We start from the raw sequence: 20082 nt of genomic DNA, 5'->3' as shown, positions 1-20082 counted from the left end.
TGTGGCGTGCCCCGCACGAGAACCGCACCACAAACCCGTCCGCACACTCCGGATCCGGAGGTCCGGGGGCGAAGCCCCCGGGTGGGGAGTGAGGGCTACGCCCTCACGATGATCAGCGAGCAATTCAGACCGACGCAGTCCGTCGGCAGACCACTCCCGATCGTGAGCCCCTTAACGGGTTCGAACCGTTGACCTTCTCCTTACCATGGAGACGCTCTGCCACTGAGCTAAAGGGGCATGGTCACTGAGCTGAAGGTGTGCTCAACGAACCTCGAATAGAGTACCCGAGGACCGTGGCGGCACGAACACGGGGGTGGCGTTCCGCGTCGTCGCCGACGAAACGTCAGGTCAGCAGCCCGGAGACGCCCCCTCGTTCGGGTCGTCAGGTCAGCAGGGTCAGCACCGTCTCGTCGCGATGCCCCGAGGACCGCGCGGTACGGGCCACCAGCCACGCCTCGAGACGGTCCTCGGCCAGCGGCCGCGAGATCAGATACCCCTGTGCGACGTCGCAGCCCATGGCTTCGAGCTGGTCGCGGGACGAGTCGTCCTCGACGCCCTCGGCGACGACGGACAGTCCGAGCGAGTGGCCGAGCTCGACGATGGAGCGGACGACGGCGAGGTCACCGAGGTCGCTGCTCATGCCGAACACGAAGCTCTTGTCGATCTTCACCTGGTCGACCGGGAGCCTGCGCAGGTACGCCAGCGACGAGTAGCCGGTGCCGAAGTCGTCGACGGCGAGTTCGATGCCCAGGTCGTGCAGTTCGCCCAGGATCGGCAGCGCGCGCTGCGGGTCGGCCATGACCGCGGACTCGGTGATCTCGAACGTCAGCAGCCGCGCGGGGACACCGTGCCGGGCGAGAGCGTCGGCCACCTGGTGGGCGAAGTCCTCGTCGGCGAGGCTGCGCACGGACAGGTTGACGGCCACGGAGATCTCGATGCCCTCGTCGAGCCACCGCCGCACCCTGTCGAGGGCCTGGTCGAGCACGAACGAGGTGAGCACCCCGACGAGCCCGGTGGCTTCGACCGCGGGGACGAACTCGTCCGGGTTGACGCGGCCGAACTCGGGGTGCACCCACCGCACGAGGGCTTCGACGCCGACGACGTTCTTGTCCGGCAGCGACACCTTGGGCTGGTAGTGGACGCTGACCTGGCCGTCCTCCAGCGCCTGCCGGAACTGGGTGACCAGCTGGAAACGGCGCAGGAAGATCTGGCCCATGCTCGGCACGTAGCCGCGGACCTCCTCGCCGCCACGGGTGGCGCGCACGGCGACGTCGGCACGCTGCAGGAGCGCGTCGACGTCGGGCGGGTTGCCGTCGTCACCCGCGACGTTGGTGCAGGCGTAGCCGACCATGGCGTTGGCTTCGACGCTGAGCTTCTCGACGGGGTAGGGATCGGAGGATTCGGCACGCAGCCGTTCGGCGACGGCGTGTGTCTCCTCCGCGGTCCGGTCGAGCAGCAGCGCGGCGAACGACGCGCCTTCGAGCCGGGCCAGCGGAACCTCGGGGCCGAGGACGTCGCGGATGCGGCGGCCCGCGGCGACGACCATGCGGTCGGCCCAGGCGTAACCGAGTGCGTCGCTGACGGTGGAGTAGACGTCGAGGTCGAGGCGCAGCACCGCGGCCTGCAGCTGGGCGTTGCCCTGCGCGAGGGCGCCGGGGTCGGCGCGCTCGGCCAGCGGCTCGGCGGCGATCTGGCGGAAGCCGGGCCGGTTGAGCAGCCCCGTGAGCGGATCGTGGTACGCGTCGTGACGCAGCGTGGCGAGTAGCCGCCGGTTGTCGAGCGCCGTGGCGAGGTGGCTGGCCATCGTGCCGAGGAGCTGCACGTCGTACTTGCCGAAGCCCCGCCAGCGGGACAGCCGGTCGTGTGCCTCGACGAGGCCGAGGAGCTGGTTACCGCTGCGCAGCGGAACCACGAGGGCTTCCTGGGCGCCGCGCGCGCCGAGTGCGGCCCTGACGGCGACGTTGCCGTCGGTGAGCCGGAAGTGCCGCACGTTGGCGCCTGGCAGCCGCAGCAGCGGATCGTCGGGCCGGAGCTGCTCGTCCGGCAGGTCACCGCCGACGACGAGGACGTGCATCGGCTCGTCGGGTTCGAGGCGCAGGCGCAGCACGACCCGGCCCGCGGCGAGCTGGTCCTTGATGCGCTCGGCGATGCTGTGCCATTCGTCGAGATCGAGGCCCGTTTCGAGTTCGCCGGGTTTGCCTGCGGGCTGCGCGGCGACCTGGTGGTCGGAGCGGGCGACCATGAGGCTGACGTCGAACAACGCCTCCATGTCGCGCTGCTCCCGCAGCAGGTCGGAGTAGGCCCAGTACAGCGCGACGAGGCCGATGCTCACGGCGACGACGATCGGCCAGGCTCCGGGCGTGCCCTCGATGACCAGGTAGCCGGTCAGGCCCGCGGAGGCATTGACGAAGCCGACGACGAGGATGCGCGCGGCGAGACGGACGACGGTGCCGATCTGCATGCGCCGCCGCAGGACGCGCACCGCGGCCATCGCGAGGATCGTGCTCGCCAGCGGTGCGGCGAGCGTGCCCGCCAGCGCCGCGGGCCACGGCATGCCGTCGGGCTGGCCGAGCGCGGCCGCCACGACGTGGGCGATCGCGAACGCGCTCGTGACCTCGATGAGGAACGCACCGGCGTTGTACAGCACACGTCCGGTGACGCGGCGTGCGAGCAGGGTCGTGACACCGGCCACGACGTGCGCGGCCAGCACCACTTCGAACGGCGCGACGAAGAAGCCGATGACCAGCGGTATCTCGGTGAAGGAGATCGTCCACGAGATGCCGCTGCGCACGTCCACGTTGACGCCGAGCTGTTCGGCGGCCAGGAACGACGCCGCCAGCAGCGGGCCGATCCACCACAGGTGCACCGAGCCCTCGAACGGCTGCCACTCGGCGACCGAGACGGCGCCGAGTATGCCGACGGCCAGAACGAACGCGGTGTAGAGACGGAACCGGAACTCGTCCCCGCGCGTCGCAGGCGCAGTCGACGTCCCGGGGGATTCGGAACGGGCCTGCTCACCGGACCGCGACGGTTCGTCGGAACGGGACGGTTCGGCGGAGCCGGAACGGTCCCCGCGGCCGGGTTCGCCTGCGGCGGGTCCGGCGGACTCGCCTGCCTGCGCGCTCGTGCCCGCGGGCGCGCGGCGTGCCTGGCCCATGCCACCTTCCCCTTCCGTAACCGTCACACGGTTTCACTCGTCGGCTGGATGCCCCGAAGCGGGCGGCAACTGCCCGCTAACGAGGCATAAACCGTACCCCGCACGACGGACAAAGCATCTGATTTGACCACCGTCAGGTCAACTCGCCGTGAGCCCGACATGAACGTGAGGCTTCGTTAACCGCATGCGAGTGATACCGCATCGGCGTCGGTCGCGGCCAGTAGCAGCCGCTGCTCACCCGTTGGATGTCATGATGTGCACTCGGTGATATACGCCATAACCGGCGACCGTGAAACACGACGGGTGACAGGGAGGTGGACATGCAGGCGCAGCAGGCCCGCGACACCGGATCCGGCCACGATGCCAAGCGCGACAGGGGCACCATGCACGACACGAACACCAACCGTGGCGGGGACGGGCCCCGCGGCGGTGGAGCCGATCGCGACACGGCCGTCCTCGACGGCTACGCGGAGCGAATGGCGGCAACGGACCCGCTGCTGCCCGCGTTCACGAACCCCGCCGCCTCGGCCTCGGCCGTCCTGCGGACTCGCGACGGCATGGCGTTCACCACCCGGTCGGCGGTTCCGCCGGGGTCGATGGGGTCGCTGTGGCGGCCGTTGGTCGAGTACCGGCTGGACATGCGGGTGACCGGCAGCGACCCGGCCACCGCCGTCGACGGACTGCTCTGCCGGTGGGAGGACCAGCTCGCGGAGGCCGTCAGCTACGACGAGGGGTACGGCTGGGACAGCGCCGCCGTGGTGACCCGGCCGAGCAGGGACACGACAGGGGCCACGGCGTTGCTGCGCCGGGGATTCGCGGCCACCCGCGTACTCGCGGTGCGACCCGCCAACCGGCTGGGGGCCGGCCCGCCCGCCGTGCCGGGTGTGCGCATCCGCGCGGCCGTCGAACAGGACCTGCCCACATTGACGCGGATGCGCGCCGAACTGCACGCCTACGACTCCCAGTTCGGCGTCGTCACCGCGCGTTCGGACGCGCTCGAACGCCTCACCGAGGACGCGCGCGCCCAGCTCGCGGCCGACACGTCCGTACCTCAGCTGTGGATCGCCGAGCTGTACGGCAGGCCGCTGGGGTTCCTCGAGGTCGAACTGCCACCCGAGGCGAACTGGATCGCCGGCTACGTACAAGCGGACCGGGTGGGCTACCTGGCGTCGCTGCACGTGGCCGAGGAAGCGCGCAGCAGCGGCGTCGGCTCGGCCCTCGTGGCTCACGCCCACCAGCTGTTCGACTCCGAGGACATCGAGGCCGTGCTGCTGCACCACGCCCTGGAGAGCCCGCGTTCGACGCCGTTCTGGTACGCCCACGGCTACCGGCCGCTGTGGACCTCGTGGTACCGGAGACCCGCCGTCGGCTGACACCCCCACGCGTGCCCTGCGATTCCGGGGCCCGTGTTGCGGATTCCGGGGCCCGTGTTGCGGATGCGGGGAGCCGTGTTGCTCCGGACCACCGCTCCCCGCCGGCGCGCTGTCGCCCCGCCCCGCCCCGTCCAGCCGTGACCACGGCGACGATGAAGCGCTGCGATCACGGCCCTGCGAACCTACGGTCGAGAAGGGACCGTCCCCCGTCGCAGGTGAAGGTACTGGTGGAGGTGCCACCGTGACCACGCACTCGGTAACGCCCCCGACCGAGGTGACGCCGACGCGGATCTCCCGCGACGAGCCGCCGCCGCGTAAACGCGGGCTGCGCATGCTCGGCCTCGCGCGCACGACGGACCACAAGGTCATCGGCATGATGTACATGGCCACGTCGCTGGCGTTCTTCATGATCGGTGGCCTGATGGCCCTGCTCATGCGCGGCGAACTGGCCCGTCCCGGGCAGCAGTTCCTGTCACCGGAGCAGTACAACCAGCTGTTCACGATGCACGGCACGATCATGCTGCTGCTGTACGCGACCCCGGTGGTGTTCGCGTTCGCCAACCTGGTGCTGCCGCTGCAGATCGGCTCCCCCGATGTGGCGTTCCCGAGGCTGAACGCGTTCTCGTACTGGCTGTTCCTGTTCGGCGGGTTGATCGTGCTGAGCTCACTCGTCACCCCGGCGGGCTCCGCGGACTTCGGCTGGACGGCCTACGCGCCGCTGTCACGCGCGCAGTTCTCCGTGGGCATCGGCGGCGACCTGTGGATCATGGGCCTGGTCGTGTCAGGCCTCGGCACGATCCTCGGTGCGGTCAACATGATCACGACGATCGTCTGCCTGCGCGGGCCCGGCATGACGATGTGGCGGATGCCGATCTTCACCTGGAACATCCTGTTCACCAGTGTCCTGGTGCTGGCGGCGTTCCCGATCCTGACCGCGGCGCTGCTGGGCCTGTACGCCGACCGGATGCTCGGCGCGCACGTGTTCGACCCCGAGAACGGCGGCGCGATCCTGTACCAGCACCTGTTCTGGTTCTTCGGCCATCCCGAGGTGTATATCGTGGCGCTGCCGTTCTTCGGCATCGTCACCGAGATCATCCCGGTGTTCAGCAGGAAACCCCTGTTCGGCTACCGCCTGATGGTGCTGGCGACGATCGGCATCACGGCACTGTCGTTCGCGGTGTGGGCCCACCACATGTTCGCCACCGGCGCCGTGCTGTTGCCGTTCTTCTCGCTGCTCACGTTCGCGATCGCCGTACCGACCGGCGTGAAGTTCTTCAACTGGATCGGCACGATGTGGAAGGGCCGCATCACGTTCGAATCGCCGATGCTGTGGTCGCTGGGCTTCATGGTGACGTTCTTGCTCGGCGGACTCACCGGCGTGCTGCTCGCCGCTCCGCCGATCGACTTCCACGTGCACGACAGCTACTTCGTCGTCGCCCACTTCCACTACGTGCTGTTCGGGACGATCGTGTTCGCCACGTTCGCGGGCATCTATTTCTGGTTCCCGAAGTTCACCGGCAAGATGATGAACGAACCGCTGGCCAAGCTGCACTTCTGGCTGACGTTCGTCGGTTTCCACACGACGTTCCTGGTGCAGCACTGGCTCGGGTCGGAGGGCATGCCGCGTCGCTATGTCGACTATCTGCCCAGCGACGGCTTCACCACGCTCAACACCGTGTCGACCATCGGCGCGTTCATCCTCGGCGCGTCGATGCTGCCGTTCGTGTGGAACCTGCTGCGCAGCTGGCGTTTCGGTGAGCCCGTCGAGGCCGACGACCCGTGGGGCCACGGCAACTCCCTCGAATGGGCGACCACCTCCCCGCCGCCGCGGCACAACTTCCACGAACTGCCGCGCATCCGCTCCGAACGGCCGGCGTTCGAGCTGCATTACCCACACATGCTGGAACGCATCCACGACGAAGGGCACATCACGTTCACCGGCAAGGCCGTACCCCACGACCACTCTCCGCGACCGGCGTCGAAACACGCCACGGACGCGGTGGGGGCGGAATCGCCACGGCGGGAAACGCCACCCGAGTGAGCGAGGCACGGGCGCCGTGGCACTACCGGGCGCTGTGTCACTACTGGGCGCCGCGGCATTACCGGGCGCTGTGGAACTACGGGGCCTGTGGCCTCGACCGCTGCTCGTCCGCGATTCGTGTCAGACTCGGGGCGTGAGTGGACGGCTGCAGCGCGACAGGGATTCGGAAGGCAACGCCCGCAATGCGCGCCCGCGCGACGGCCTCGGCAGGCCGTTGCCGTACGGCTCGCCGGGTGTGGAACGGGCACCGGAGGGTGTGGAGCGCACGCCGGAGGCCACGGTGACCGAGGCGCAGGCGCTGCTCGACGAGGGCAAGCCGTTCCACGCGCACGAGGTGTTCGAGGACGCCTGGAAGTCCGGGCCGGACGCCGAACGCGGACTGTGGCGCGGGTTGGCGCAGCTGGCGGTCGGGCTGACCCACGCGGCGCGCGGCAACTTCACCGGCGCGGCCTCGCTGCTCACCCGCGGCGCGGAGTCGATCGAACCGTTCGCGAGCGAAGCGCCGCACGGCATCGACATCGCAGGCCTGTGCGAGTGGGCGAACACGCTCGCCTCCGGTATGCCCGCCCGCACCGAACCGCCCGACGCGTCGACGATCGCCCCTCGCCTGCGCCCCTGACCGCTGCGCGTAGCGGCGTGTTGTCGTTTCCCGGAACCCGCAACACGCTCCCCGGAACCCGCAACACGGGCCCCGCAATCCGCAACACGGGCCCCGGAAACGACAACACGGTGGTGTCCCTTGCGAGCCGTGGCGGCCCGCCTGGACGGGCCGCCACGGTCGGTGTGTCAGGCCGCGGGGGCCATGCCGTGCGGATCGATGACGAACTTGCGGGCCACGCCGCTGTCGAACTCCTGATATCCCTGCGGGGCGTCGTCGAGCGAGATCGTCGTGGCGTTGACGGCCTTGGCGATGTCGGCCTTGCCGCTGAGGATCATGTTCATCAGCTTGCGGTTGTACTGCTTGACCGGGCACTGGCCGGTGGTCATCGAATGGGACTTCGCCCATCCCAGCCCGATCCGGACGCCGAGCTGGCCGACCTTCGCGTTCTCGTCGGCCGCACCCGGGTCACCGGTGACGTACAGACCGGGGATGCCGAGCGATGCGCCCGCCCTCGCGATTCCCATCACGTCGTTGAGCACGGTCGCGGGCTGTTCCCCGGCGTCCTTGCCGTGTCCGCGTGCTTCGAAACCGACGGCGTCAACGGCGGCGTCCACCTCGGGCTCGCCGACGAGCTGCTCGATCATGTCCGGCAGCGCCGCGTCGGTGCGCAGGTCGACCGTTTCACATCCGAAGCTCCGCGCCTGTTCGAGCCGCTCGGGGATCATGTCGCCGACGATCACCGCCGACGCCCCGAGCAGCTGCGCGGCGTGCGCGGCGGCCAGGCCGACGGGTCCGGCGCCCGCCACGTAGACGGTCGACCCGGTGGTGACCCCGGCCGTGTAAGCGCCGTGGTATCCGGTGGGGAAGATATCGGACAGCATCGTCAGGTCGAGGATTTTCTCCAGCGCCTGAGCCCGATCCGGGAATTTGAGTAGGTTGAAATCGGCGAACGGCACCATGACATATTCGGCCTGCCCGCCGATCCAGCCGCCCATGTCGACGTACCCGTAGGCCGCGCCGGGCCGCGCCGGATTGACGTTGAGACAGATTCCGGTCTTTCCCTCGTTGCACATACGACACCGGCCGCATGCGATGTTGAACGGCACCGAGCAGACGTCACCCTCGTTGACGAACAGGACGTCCTCGCCGGTTTCCACGACCTCGCCGGTGATTTCGTGACCGAGGCTCTGGCCGACGGGCGCCGTCGTGCGCCCTCGCACCATGTGCTGATCACTGCCGCAGATGTTCGTCGTGACGATCTTCAGAATCGCCGCGTGCGGCGCCTTCTTCTTGATTCCGAGTCCGTTGACGACGTCGCCGGGCAATTCCAGCTTCGGGTAATCAATCGATTCCACCGCGACTTGACCGGGCGACTTGTACACGACTACGCGATTGTCCGGCATTTGCGAACCCCTTTGTCTGCTGGCCGGTTGGATGCGTATCCACGCATACGTCAACGTAGTCGCGCGGCACCGTGAACACCATCCGGCGATCGACCGCTCGGCGAACGCCGCCACGCCGCGGCGCAGCCCGCCGGCACTGCCGCACGCCCCGCGGTCGCGCGACCGCGGGGGGTGGCCGGCGCAGAACACGCGGGGCTGAGCGCAGGACACGCGGGGCGGCGTCACATGTTCGTGCCGCGCACCGCCCGCCACGTGAAACCGCCGGCGAGGCCGAGCAGAGCCGCGGTCACGAGGAACACCGAGCCTGCGCCCGCCACACCCGCGATGCCGCCCGCGCCGAGCGGCACGAGCACCTGGCCGAGCCGGTTCCCGGTGAGCCGCAGTGACAGCGCCGAGGCCCTGCTGCGTTCGGTCACCAGGCTCACCACCCAGCTCATCGTGAGCGGCTGGCCAACGCCCCAGAGGAGCCCGACGACCACGAGGAACAGGCCGATCACGACCGGGTCGGGGATCACCGGGATCAGCGCCATCGGGGCGGCGGAACACAACGTCGCGGCCAGCAGCATCCACTTGCGCCGCACGACGCGCAACAGCGCAGGCAGGAAGGTGCGCGCGACGATCGCGGCGCCGGTGCGCAGCATCAACAGCACGGTCACGGTCAGCACGCCGAAGCCGTGCTGGTGGCCGAGCACGGGCAGGAACGCGGCGAGCACGTCCATGGACGTCAGGACGACGAGGCTGCTGAACATCGCCGGGCGCATGCCCGGTGTGGCGAGCATCGTGGGCACCGACTGGGCGGAGCCGCGTTGTTCGGCGCGTGCCCGTTGCGCTCCGACGACGGGCATCAGCAACGCCGACGGCAGCGCAAGCGCAGCCAGGCCCCCGAGTGCCAGCAGTCCCGCGGTGGTCGACACGCCGCCGTGGCCGCTGCTCGCCGACGTCACGAGGCCCGCGACGGGGAGTCCGGCCGTCTGGCCGATGGACGTGGCGAGGGCCCAACCGGCGAAGCGGCGGTCGATGTCACGTGCGTCCGACAGCAGCGGGATGAAGCCCTGCCCGGCGACCGTGACGAGGATCTGCGCGAATCCGAGGAGGATGTTGCCTGCCGCCAGTGCGACGAGGTCGCCGCTGAGGGCCAGCACGAGCAGTGCCGCGACGGTCGCGGCGACGCCGGCTCGCAGCACACCCGCGGGATGGCCGTTGTCGACCGCCCTGCCGACCGGCACCGCGACGACGAGTGGGAGCAGCGCGAACAGGGCCGTGATCACGCCGAGCGCCGTGCCGTCACCGCCGAGTTCGAGCACGCGGTAGGACACCAGCATGCGGGCGGCGTTGTAGGCGGCCTGGGTCAGTAGCGTGCCCGCCCACAGGTGCGGGTACCAACGTGCGGCGCCGCCCTGCTCCCCCGTCATCGAGGCCCCCTGCTCATGATCGTGTCGAGCCCATGGCGGCCTCAGTATGCGGCGCCCGCCACGGCCCGGACGGGGCGGGCGCCGCCGCGATCAGCTGACCGACTCGAGGAACGCGTCCCTGGCGTCCGAGGCCGTGTGCTGCGGCCACAGCGCGTGCAGCGGGACGCGAGCAGGCGGCACGAGTTCCAGCACCCGCACCCCACCGCCCGCGGCGGGTCCCGGTGCGGCGGTGACGAATGCGACGCCGTCCGTACCGGCGACGGCGGTGACCGGTGGCGTGCCCTGCACCGGGTTGCGGCGCGTGTGCGGCTCGAACCCCGCCCCTCGGCACAGGCCGACGAGCAGATCCGTGTATCCGGAGCGCCCCGGCTCGCCCCAGACGATGATCTCCTGCTCGGCGAGGTCGGAGAGCTGCACCTGGGTGCGAGCGGCGAGCGGGTGCGCTTCGGCCACGGCCACGTGGAGTCGCTGCCGCACCACGAGCGTGCGGGCCAGGCCGCGGGCGGGCGGCATCGCGCGGCACAGCCCGAGGTCCAGCTCCCCGGACAGCAGCTCGCGGGTGAGTTCGTCCGGATACCGCTGGTTGACGCGGGTGTCGTGGCCCGCGGCGGGCAGCAGCGCTGTCACCTCGTCGCCGGTGACGGCGGGCGTGTGCCCGATGCGCAGCGTTTCGCGCTCGCCGCGGCCGATGCGGCGTGCCCGCTGCACGGCCGACCGCGCGACACCGTGCAGCACGCGCGCGTCGGCCAGCAGCGCCTCCCCCGCGGGCAGCAACGTCACACCCGAGGAGCCGCGGGCCATCAGGTCGACGCCCACCTGACGTTCCAGCGAACGGACCGATGTGGACAACGCCTGCTGCGACATGTGCAGCCGCGCGGCCGCGCGCGTGAAGCTGCCCTCCTCGGCCACGGCGACGAGGTGGTCGAGCTTGTACAGGTCCAGACCCACGCGTCAGCCTTTCGCAGTGATCAGCGGGTGGTGTAGCCGCCGTTCGGGAACATCGTCTGGCCAGTGAACCACCAGCCGTCGGTGGCCAGGAACAGGATGATCGGCGCGATGTCCTCGATCTGGGTGAGCTGGTTGCCCATCGCCTGTGACTTGTGGAACTCGACCCGCTCCGGCGTCTCCTGTGGGTAGAAGAACGGCGTGTCCATCGGACCCGGCGCCACGACGTTGACGGAGATGCCGCGGTCGGCGAACTCCTTGGCCGCGGCGCGGGTGAAGTGTTCCAGCGGCGCCTTGCCGCCCGCGTAGGTCGAGTAGCCGTCGGTGAAGGCGGCGAGCAGCGACGTCCCGAGGCTGATGATCTTGCCGTTGTCGCTGAGCCTGCGGCCCGCCTCCTGGATGAAGAAGTACGCCGCCTTGGAGTTGACGGCGAACATCCGGTCGTACTCCTCCTCCGTGGTCTCGAGGATGGGTTTGCGCAGCACCATGCCCGTGGTGTTCACGGCCACGTCGACGCGCCCGAAGCCGTCCACGGCGGCGTCGAACACCGCGCGCACGTCGGCCACGCGGGTCAGGTCGCCCTGCACGGTCACGGCTTCGCCGCCGGCCGCCCTGACGTCGTCGGCGGTCTTGTCGGCGTCGGGTGCGGACGCGTCGCTGTGGTAGTGGACGACGACGTTCGCGCCCCGCTCCCCGAGCTGCCTGGCGAGCAGTCCTCCCAGGTTCTTCGCGCCGCCTCCGAGTACGACCACCTTGTCGCGCAGGTCCGTTTCGGCCATGGTGTGACTCCCTCACGTCGGTTCGCCGGTATGACACGACCGACGCTAGGAGCGCCGCGACGGCGAGGGGAAACACGCGATTCGCGTGGCGGCACAAGTGGCGCGGATACCCGCGGCCGGCCTGCGGTTCTCTCGACGGTTCCTGCCGTTCTCGCCCGGGAGATCAGGCTCCGCGGTGCGGCTGCGGCGGCACGGCCGCGAACACTTCGGTGGCCGGGCCAGAGCCGTGATCGCCCCCGGCCCCTTCGGTGGGCGCCGCACCCAGCCGCAGGTCGGCAAGGGTCGCGTTCGGACCGATCGTCTGCACGCACGGCGGCGCCGGTGCGGTCGTCACGGTGTAGCTGCCGGGGACGACGGCTCCGAACCGGTAGCGGCCTCCGTCGTCGGTGACGGTCGAGCTGACGATCGCGCCGTCGGCACCGCGCAGCAGCAGCCGCACGCCGGACAGCGGCCAGCCGCCCGAGGTGACGACGCCGGTGAGGGCTCCGCGCAGCTCCAGTTCCAGGTGTGCGTCGGTGACCGAGCCTTCGTCGAGCGCGACGACCGTCGCGACCGGATCGGCCAGGGGTGCCGCGGCGACGAGCGTGATCTGCGGGGCGTCGACGCCCGCGAGGTGGTAGGCACCGTCCTGCCCGGACACGGTGCTCGCGATGACCTCGCCCGCAGCACCGATGGCGGTGACGGTGGCGCCGGGGATCGGCCTGCCCGCGATGCGTTCCCGCACCGTGCCGCCGATGCCGGACGTCGGTTCGAGCGTGATGTCGAGGCGCGACGGCATCGGCCCCGGGGGCACGACGGTCGCTTGTGGACGGTATCCGGCGCGCGCGAACACCAGCACGTAGCTGCCGGGTTCGAGGCCGGACACGTGGAACACGCCGCTGGCGTCCGTGGTAGCCCGCGCGCACTGCGAACCGGTGCGGTCGGTGACGGTCACCGTGACGTCCGGCAGCGGACGCTGCCCACCCTGCACGACCCCGGACAGCACCGTGGTCGGCTGCTGCCCGCCCAGCGCTCTCGCGCGCATGCCGCGGAGGCCGCTGATGCTGCCGAAATCGCGGACCATGCCGTCCGAACCGGCCACGGACTCGCCACCGGCCCCCTGCTCACCGGAGGGACCGCTGCCGCCGAGGTCACCGACGTCGTCGGGGTCGTCGACAGGGCCGCGCTCGCCGAGCTCACCGCGCTCTCCGAAGGCACCGGCCTCGCCGAAACCACCACGACCGCCGAAGGCACCGACGTCATCGACGGTGCCGGAATCCGATCCGGCGCCGCGGGCCCGGCCGCCGGTGCCGCCCGTGCGGGTGCTCGACTCGCCGTTCGCGTCCGCCCCGGTCACGCTGGTCCCGTTAACGCCCCAGCCGTTGACACCGGATCCGTTGACACCGTTGATGCCGACGGCGCCTGCGCCGAAACCGTTCGGCGGCTCCTCCTGCGGCCACTGCGGGGACTCGCCTCGCGTGCTCACCAGGAATCCCCCCTCGGGAAGGCGGGCAGTGTGATGTCGTATCGCTGATCGCCCGCGCGGACGACGACCTCCTCGTGCACCGCGGGATGTTCGACGGCGACGAGGGTGAGCGGTTCGGCGGGCAGCCCGTCGAGCATGTAGGCACCGTCCTCGCTCACGGAGCTGCCCGCGACGGCACCGTCCCGGCGGTAGGCGGTGACGGTGGTGACGGAGGGCAGTGTGTGTCCGGGCTGGGGCGGCTGTCCGGCGTGCGGCGCGGCAGCGTCGGCCCGGAGCACGCGGCCGCGCACCGTGCGGGCCGGGACCGATGTGTGGCCCGTCGCCGGACCGGCGTGCGAGGGCTGGGCGGGAGCGGGCTCGACGGGCGCGTGGCTGTCGACGGCGGGGGCGGGCCGGAACGCCGTGGGGACGTCGCGGTCCGCGTCGCCGGGCGGAGCGCTCGGCGGGGTGTCCCCCTGCTGCGACTCGGCCGCGGCGGAGCGCCGCTTCCACAACCTCACACGTTCCTCCACAGGTCGTCCCGGCTTACGCCCGCATGCCGACCCGGCCACGCGGTGACACCGGGCGGAGACGGGCCCGGACACCCGTGCCCGGCCTGCAACATGCACTAATTCCACCGGATGAGTGACGCGAGTACCGGTATTTACCACCCTGACAGCGTCGGAAGCAACTGTTCGCCACGGGGCGCACACGCTCCGGAGGCGGCGCTCGCCGGAGTGAGAGGGTGGGCGCTCACCTGCTAATACTGCCGCAACCTGGGGCGGCGGCGGATTCTCACCGAACCGACACCGATCCGACACGGGCGCGTGACACGCGCGGACGTCGCGCTACACACAGTCGACCGGTGGAATTCGGACACCGGCAACTCACCCACAGGGGCCATCACTTCTCAGGTCCCGTCACGATTCGTAACAAGCGCCGTTGACCTGGAGTAACGTGGGAAAGTGGCGTCCGTGCCAGGTGCGGGGCAGCGCGGGACGCCGGAGAAAGCCACACGGGCAGCCACGGTGAGGGGGCCACGGGTGACGACGTCGGACAGCGCGGCCGGGCAAGCGGGGCAGCCGCCCACCACGGGATCGACGCGCGAGATCATTCTCGTCACGGCGGAGCGGCTCTTCGCCGAGCGCGGCGTCTACAACGTGTCGAACCGGCAGATCAGCGAAGCCGCGGGGCAGGGGAACAACGCGGCCGTCCATTACCACTTCGGCACGAAGAACGACCTGATCACGGCTCTGGTCGAACGGCACCAGGCTGCGCTCGCCCGCCGCCGCGCCGACTACGTGACGCAGGTCGGCGACGATCCCGAACTGCGGGACTGGGTGGCGTGCATCGTGCTGCCGGTGACCGACCACCTCGCGGAGCTGGGCAGGCCGACGTGGTTCGCGCGGTTCAACGCCCAGCTGGTGACCGATCCGAGGTTGCATCCGATCCTGGACAGCCGGTTCCGCGCGGATCCGGCGATGGCGACGGCGTTGCGAGGGCTGCACCGGTGCGTGTCGCACCTGACTCCGGAGGTGCGTGCCGAGCGTTCCGACATCACGAAACACCTGATGATGCACATGGCTGCCGACAGGGAGCGCGCGCTGGCACTGGGGACACCGACGCATCGCGACACCTGGTCCGCCGCGGCGACGGGTCTCATCGACGCGATCGTCGGGCTGTGGCGGGCACCCGCGAGCTGAGCCTCCGCGTTCGCGGGCACCTGGCGCGGGCCCTGCAGCCGTCACATCCAGTTGACGCCGTCGCGTTCGTGTTCGCGGATGCGGTGGCCGATCATGCGGCGGAGCAGGTTCTCGGGGATGTCCTGCGGGTGGGCGATCTTGACCGAGCCCTTGCCGGGGTTGAAGTCGCCGAGTTCGGCGTCGAACGCCTCGCGCGTGCTCGGGGTGAACACGACGTTGATGTGCTTGGCGTGACCGCTGAGCATGAACAGGATCGTGCCGGAGGCGTGCACCCACGCGGGCTGGCCCCATTTCACGGCTTCGGCCGCGTCGGGAGCGGCCCGCCGCGCGAGTTCGCGTACCGCTTCGAGCCGTTGGCGCACCGCAGGGTCGAACCCGTCGAGATACTCGTCGATGCTCTGTGCCCGTGCCATCCGAGCAGCCTACGACGCCGCCGCGCGAGCGCGCAGGACCCGACGTCGAACGCCGGGCTCGGCCGTGGAGTCGCGGACGGTCTGGTCACGTCCGCGACTCCGGTCACCGGAACGCCGTTCAGCCACCGGATGCGGCTGCGACCAGGCCCCCGTCGATGACCAGGTCCTGCCCGTTGATGTAGGAGGCTCCCGGGGACGCCAGGAAGGCGACCGCCTCGGCGACGTCCTCGGCCGTGCCGAGACGCCCAGCGGCGATCGAGTCGACCACGGCGGTGTGCGCGTCGACGTCGACGTTCTCGTGGAACATCGGTGTCTCGATGTAGCCGGGGCTCACCGAGTTGACCCGGATGCCCGTCGGCCCCAGTTCGGCCGCGAGCGTGTGCGCCAGGTTGTGCACGGCTGCCTTGGTCGCCGCGTAGAGCGACCCGCCCGCCATGCCGCGGTGCAGCGTCCACGACGCGTTGATCACCACCGAAGCGTGCCGGGACAGCAGCGGAAGGGCCTTCTGGATGGTGAAGAACATCCCCTTGAAGTTGATGTCCACGGTGCGGTCGAAGTCGGCCTCGGTGATGTCCTGGTTCGGCTGGAACGAGGCCACCCCGGCGTTGGCGAAGAGCACGTCGAGCCGGCCGTACCGGTTCCGGATCTCGGTGATCAGCTCGTCGAGGTCGGCCAGGTTCGACACGTCGCCGCGGACACCGAGCACGCGGTCGCCCCCGTCGAGTTCGGCGACGGCGGCCTCCAGCCGAGCCCGGTCGCGTCCGGTCACAACCACCCGCGCTCCCTCGGCGAGCAGTTGTCGCGCCGTGGCGAGGCCCATGCCGCTCGTACCGCCGGTGACGAGTGCGACCGTGTCGCCGAATCGTCGGGCGCCGTGGTGCGTCGTGCTGTGATGTGCAGGTGCGGTCTTGCCAGGGGTGCTGTGTGCAGCGGCGTTGGGTGTCATGGCTTCGAGTTTTCGCGCCGGGACGTGGGGCAACCAGTGCGCACTCAACGTGGGACCGGCAACACCACCCTCGGGCATCTCAGGCAGGTGCGGGTGATCCCAGGAGCCGCGCCAGCGGCTCGTCGGTTCCGGTGCCGGGGCGGGGGTTGTAGAGCTCCAGGTACCAGGCCGGGCAGTCGGCCACGACGAGCGTGGTCGTGTCGAAGATCAGGTCGCCGACGTCGGGGTGGTACACCGCTTTGATCGCCTGTACTGGCGCGCCCACCTCGTGGCGGGCCCACAGTTCGGCGAAGTCGGCGCTGGCGGCCGCGAGTTCGTCGACGATGCGGCCGAAGCCCGGGTCGTCGGGGAAATGTGCCGCGTCGGCACGGAAGGCGGCGACGACCGCCGGCGCGACGGATTCCCAGTGTGCGTGCATGTTGCGGTAGCGCGCGTTGGTGAAGAACGAGACGAGGCAGTTGTGGTCGGTGTCGTCGTAGCCGAACACGGTCCGCGTCGCGTCGTTGATGGCGAGCAGGTTCCAGGCGCGGTCCCGCAGGATCGCGGGCCGCGGCGACCACGCGTCGAGCAGGTTCCGCAGTTCCGCGGTGACCCCGGAGTCGCGGGAGTCGCGCACCCCGGCGGTGTCGGCCGGTGGATTGAGTCCGGCCAGCAGGTAGAGGTGTGCGCGTTCGGGTTCGGTGAGGCGCAGCGCGCGGCTGACCGCGTCGAGCACGTCGGCGGAGGCGTTGATGTCGCGGCCCTGTTCGAGCCACGTGTACCAGGACACGCCGACCCCGGCGAGTGAAGCGACCTCTTCGCGCCGAAGCCCGGGAGTCCTGCGCCTGCCCGCCGTCACGATGCCGACGTCACCGGGTGTGAGCCGCGCCCGGCAGGTACGGAGGAAGTCGCGGAGCTGTTCCCGGCGGCCGGCCGGAGAGGCGCTGGTCATGAGCAACGGTAACAACGCGGGTCCGTGAGGAGGGCCGAGTCGTGGGCGGTCGTGACGCGGATCGCGGGTGACCGCGGCACTGGGCGCGACCGGCCGGTGTCGGCATCGCGGCGGGGTCCGCACCCGGCTGCCGCTTTCGCGCCGTGGCCGCACTGCAGGGTCAAACCCGTCGAGGTCCTCGTCGGCGCGCTGTGCCCGTGCCCCGGAGCGGTTCGACGACGGCGCCGAGGTGTGCAACGGACTCGGCGACCTGCTCATGCCGACCTCACTCCCCCTGTGCCTCGAGGGGGCACGCATGTCGGATGATCATCGCCGGGGTTTCTCCGAACGTTCCACGTCCCGCCGAAAGGTTGCCGATGAGCACGCGCACCCGCACCAAAGCCCTCGTGACCGCCGTCGTCGCGGTGTTGGCCGTGGGCGGTTATTACCTGTCCGGCGGCTTCGATCTCGGCGGCTTCGATCTCGGCGGTGACGACGGCAGCACGGCGACGGGGACGGGGACGGGGACGGGGACGGCGAATCTGTCCGAACTGACGGTCGCGCCGGAAGACACGGGCGCCCATTACGACCGCGACGACTGGCCGCACTGGAGTTCGGTCGGCGACGGTTGCGACGCGCGAGACGCCGCCCTTCGGGAGCGGGGCCGCAGCATCACGGTCGGCGACGACTGCGACGTTTCCGGGGAATGGACCAGCATCTACGACGGCGAAACCGTCACCGATCCGTCCGAATTGGACGTCGACCACTGGGTGCCGCTCGCCGAGGTCGCCCGTTCCGGCGCCCGCGACTGGTCCGAGCAGCAGCGTGAGGAGTACGCCAACGATCCCGACGTCCTGGTGCCCGTGACGGCGTCGTCGAACCGGTCGAAGGGCGATCAGGACCCGGCGACGTGGCTGCCGGACGAGGACCGCTGCGGTTATGTGACCAAGTGGGTGCAGATCAAGCAGAACTACGAACTCACGGTCGACAGGGACGAAGCCGAAGCGATCCGGGGAATCCTGGACCACTGCGGGTGACCGTGCCGCGCGGTGAGACGTCGTGACTGCCGCGTGCGGGAAAGACTGCGAGTGAGCCAGTGCCGCCCACGACGTGCACAAACGCGCCGGAACGCTCACCACAGCGGTGACCGCCGGGAGTGGACACTCTTCTGAAGGCGGCGCGGACACTGCCCAGCCTTCAGGGTGGTGGCTGTTGGTCGAGCAGCGCGACAGGGTCGGAGCTGTAAGCGACCATCCAGCTGGGATCGATGCGATACCAGATGCTCTCGTCCCAGAACGGGTCGTCGCCGTCGCCGTCGTAGTGGTTGACGAGATGGTCGCGGACGGTCGGCCAGGTCGGGTCGCTGCTCGCTCCTTCGGGGTTCAGCGGAACGGCGTGTCCATGCGTGAAAATGCCGAGTTGCTCGCCCTTCATGAAGGTCGCGCTGATGCCGGGCCGCTCCGCGAGATGACGGGCTTTCGCGGCCTGGCGGTGGGTGCCGGTGATCCAGCGGCCGTGCACGAAGTGCCCGTCGGCGCCGCTGATGCGTGGCTCGCCGCGCCGGGTGACAGTGGCGATGGCCAGGGTGCACATACCTTGGCAGAGTCGGACGACCTGCTCGGCGTCCAAGGTGTGTTCACCTTGCCGGATGATCGATTTGAGGTGGCCGCTGGAGCCGGCCCAGGACGTGTCGAGCAGGGCTTGGAGGTTGCGGATCTCGTCGGGAGTTTCGAACACTCGGCTAGTTGACCAGGTGCCACCGACAGTGTTGAACCGCCGCCACTACTCATCCCCTCGCACGGCTGACGCAGGGAAGACGCCACCCGTCCGCGACCGGGCGATCACACGGTTTCGGCGGGAATCGCCTCGTAGACCTCGCGCAGTTGTTGCAACATCGTGTGCTCGGTCGTCCACTCCGTCGCGTCGACGGCAGCCACGGGGCGAATGCCGGTTGCCGCGTTCGTCGCGAAGGCCGCCTCCATCGACGGCAGGTCCGACAGCGTCAGCGGCTCGGTCGAGATGGGCTCGTCGAGCGCCTGGTTGATCAGCGTCATCGTCGTGCCCGGCAGCCACTCCGACCGCGGCCAGATGACCTGACCGTCACGGATGAACCCGACGTTCGAGGTCGCGATCTCCGAGATCGTGCCGTCGGGGTTCAGGAACAGCACGTCGTCGTAGCCCTCGCGCTGCGCCCGGCGCCGCTGGTGCATCGCGCCGAACAGGCCGACGTGCTTCACCGCGGGAAACTCACGCCGGTAGGACGCCGCCTGCAGGCGCCACGGCGGCGGCTCGGCCAACGACGCCTCGCGCGTGGTAACGAGCACCTGCGGCTGGGCCTCCGCGCCGATCGTGCCCAGGCCCATCTCCGGGTCGTAGATCGTGACGCGCACGGTCACCGGCTGGTCGAGGCCCTGCAGCGCGTGGCGGACGTACTCGCGCACCCGCTCGGTGTCGAGTTCCGCGCCGAAGAGCTTCCGACAGTCCCGCGTCAGACGTTGCAGGTGCAGCGAGAACCCGCGCACGCCGCCGTCGCCCACGAGCATCGACGTGAAGTGTCCGTAGTTGGTGAGCGCGAGGGCTTTGACCTGCTCAATCGTCGCGGGGACGCCGTTCAGTTCCATGCCCACAGACTCCCACCGGCCGACATGTCGACGCGCGTGCGACCACGTCCGATGGGGGTCCGGGGACCGCCCCGAACTACGCCTACCTGGCACGAACGGGGGTCCGGGGGCGAAGCCCGCCGGGCAGGGGGCGTGGGGGCTGCGCCCCCACAAAACACGACGAGCGGGGCCGCGGTTCACGCATTCCGTGAACAGGCCCCGCTCGTCGACGCGAGTGGCGGGTGAGGGATTCGAACCCCCGAAGGCAGTGCCGGCTGATTTACAGTCAGCTCCCTTTGGCCGCTCGGGCAACCCGCCGGGTGCCGGCTCCGTGTCCGGCAAGACGACAGCGTAC

The 20082-nt window shown here is 70.2% G+C and carries 17 protein-coding genes and 2 tRNA genes; 5 read left to right on the top strand and 14 right to left on the bottom strand.

Annotated features, from left to right (window positions below; translation table 11 throughout):
* Positions 1-165: 165 nt before the first annotated feature.
* Together LY12_RS18905 and LY12_RS18900 are read right to left on the bottom strand one after the other, a co-directional pair.
* Positions 166-237, bottom strand: a tRNA-Thr gene (locus tag LY12_RS18905).
* 145 nt (positions 238-382) lie between these two features.
* Positions 383-3157 carry a putative bifunctional diguanylate cyclase/phosphodiesterase gene (locus tag LY12_RS18900; RefSeq protein WP_253858606.1) on the bottom strand — a complete coding sequence of 925 codons (2775 nt, stop codon included), beginning with the start codon at positions 3155-3157 and terminating at the stop codon, positions 383-385.
* 320 nt (positions 3158-3477) lie between these two features.
* Here LY12_RS18900 and LY12_RS18895 point away from each other — a divergent pair, with 320 nt between their 5' ends.
* The 3 genes from LY12_RS18895 (at position 3478) to LY12_RS18885 (ending at position 7190) form a co-directional block, all read left to right on the top strand.
* A complete protein-coding gene (locus LY12_RS18895; RefSeq protein ID WP_253858604.1) occupies positions 3478-4530 on the top strand; it encodes a GNAT family N-acetyltransferase in 1053 nt (350 codons plus the stop codon).
* A gap of 289 nt (positions 4531-4819) precedes the next feature.
* On the top strand, positions 4820-6571 hold the full coding sequence (gene ctaD, locus LY12_RS18890) for an aa3-type cytochrome oxidase subunit I (RefSeq protein WP_443678890.1): 1752 nt from the start codon (positions 4820-4822) through the stop codon (positions 6569-6571).
* Positions 6572-6704: 133 nt separating this feature from the next.
* The gene (locus tag LY12_RS18885) at positions 6705-7190 is read left to right on the top strand and encodes a DUF309 domain-containing protein (protein ID WP_253858599.1); all 486 of its coding nucleotides are present in this window, start codon (positions 6705-6707) and stop codon (positions 7188-7190) included.
* Between the two features lie 167 nt (positions 7191-7357).
* Here the strand turns inward: LY12_RS18885 and fdhA are convergent, their stop codons facing one another.
* From fdhA to LY12_RS18855, 6 genes are all read right to left on the bottom strand, one after another.
* The gene (gene fdhA / locus LY12_RS18880; RefSeq protein ID WP_301302818.1) at positions 7358-8575 is read right to left on the bottom strand and encodes a formaldehyde dehydrogenase, glutathione-independent; all 1218 of its coding nucleotides are present in this window, start codon (positions 8573-8575) and stop codon (positions 7358-7360) included.
* 221 nt (positions 8576-8796) lie between these two features.
* Positions 8797-9987: an MFS transporter gene (locus LY12_RS18875; RefSeq protein ID WP_253858595.1), complete on the bottom strand. Its 1191-nt coding sequence runs from the start codon at positions 9985-9987 to the stop codon at positions 8797-8799.
* Between the two features lie 90 nt (positions 9988-10077).
* A complete protein-coding gene (locus LY12_RS18870) occupies positions 10078-10935 on the bottom strand; it encodes a LysR family transcriptional regulator (protein ID WP_253858592.1) in 858 nt (285 codons plus the stop codon).
* Between the two features lie 20 nt (positions 10936-10955).
* On the bottom strand, positions 10956-11711 hold the full coding sequence (locus LY12_RS18865; RefSeq protein WP_253858589.1) for an SDR family oxidoreductase: 756 nt from the start codon (positions 11709-11711) through the stop codon (positions 10956-10958).
* A 163-nt stretch (positions 11712-11874) separates the two neighbouring features.
* Positions 11875-13176, bottom strand: a complete 1302-nt coding sequence (locus tag LY12_RS18860) for an MSCRAMM family protein (RefSeq protein ID WP_253858587.1) — start codon at positions 13174-13176, stop codon at positions 11875-11877.
* Positions 13173-13676, bottom strand: coding sequence for a hypothetical protein (locus tag LY12_RS18855; RefSeq protein WP_253858585.1), 504 nt, complete (start codon positions 13674-13676; stop codon positions 13173-13175). The genes LY12_RS18860 and LY12_RS18855 overlap by 4 nt, the downstream gene beginning before the upstream one ends.
* A gap of 522 nt (positions 13677-14198) precedes the next feature.
* Between LY12_RS18855 and LY12_RS18850 the strand changes: the two genes are divergently transcribed.
* Positions 14199-14858: a TetR/AcrR family transcriptional regulator gene (locus LY12_RS18850; RefSeq protein WP_253858582.1), complete on the top strand. Its 660-nt coding sequence runs from the start codon at positions 14199-14201 to the stop codon at positions 14856-14858.
* Between the two features lie 41 nt (positions 14859-14899).
* Here the strand turns inward: LY12_RS18850 and LY12_RS18845 are convergent, their stop codons facing one another.
* The 3 genes from LY12_RS18845 to LY12_RS18835 all read right to left on the bottom strand — a co-directional run bounded on the left by LY12_RS18845 (position 14900) and on the right by LY12_RS18835 (position 17148).
* Complete coding sequence (locus LY12_RS18845) at positions 14900-15271, bottom strand: iron chaperone (protein WP_253858579.1); 372 nt, start codon at positions 15269-15271, stop codon at positions 14900-14902.
* Positions 15272-15389: 118 nt separating this feature from the next.
* On the bottom strand, positions 15390-16217 hold the full coding sequence (locus LY12_RS18840; RefSeq protein ID WP_253858578.1) for a glucose 1-dehydrogenase: 828 nt from the start codon (positions 16215-16217) through the stop codon (positions 15390-15392).
* A gap of 79 nt (positions 16218-16296) precedes the next feature.
* The gene (locus tag LY12_RS18835; RefSeq protein ID WP_253858575.1) at positions 16297-17148 is read right to left on the bottom strand and encodes a helix-turn-helix transcriptional regulator; all 852 of its coding nucleotides are present in this window, start codon (positions 17146-17148) and stop codon (positions 16297-16299) included.
* Positions 17149-17504: 356 nt separating this feature from the next.
* Between LY12_RS18835 and LY12_RS18830 the strand changes: the two genes are divergently transcribed.
* On the top strand, positions 17505-18164 hold the full coding sequence (locus LY12_RS18830; protein ID WP_253858573.1) for an HNH endonuclease family protein: 660 nt from the start codon (positions 17505-17507) through the stop codon (positions 18162-18164).
* Between the two features lie 160 nt (positions 18165-18324).
* Here LY12_RS18830 and LY12_RS18825 read toward each other — a convergent pair whose 3' ends face one another.
* The 3 genes from LY12_RS18825 to LY12_RS18815 all read right to left on the bottom strand — a co-directional run bounded on the left by LY12_RS18825 (position 18325) and on the right by LY12_RS18815 (position 20045).
* The gene (locus tag LY12_RS18825; protein ID WP_253858570.1) at positions 18325-18864 is read right to left on the bottom strand and encodes a pyridoxamine 5'-phosphate oxidase family protein; all 540 of its coding nucleotides are present in this window, start codon (positions 18862-18864) and stop codon (positions 18325-18327) included.
* Positions 18865-18968: 104 nt separating this feature from the next.
* Positions 18969-19748 (bottom strand): aminotransferase class IV family protein, encoded by a 780-nt coding sequence (locus tag LY12_RS18820; protein ID WP_253858569.1) that lies wholly within the window; start codon positions 19746-19748, stop codon positions 18969-18971.
* Between the two features lie 215 nt (positions 19749-19963).
* Positions 19964-20045 (bottom strand) — tRNA-Tyr (locus LY12_RS18815).
* Positions 20046-20082 lie beyond the last annotated feature (37 nt).

Origin of the sequence: Prauserella alba (assembly GCF_024171735.1) — a bacterium.
GTDB classification, from domain to species: Bacteria; Actinomycetota; Actinomycetes; order Mycobacteriales; family Pseudonocardiaceae; genus Prauserella; species Prauserella alba.
This window is presented reverse-complemented; position numbering and strand designations above follow the sequence as displayed.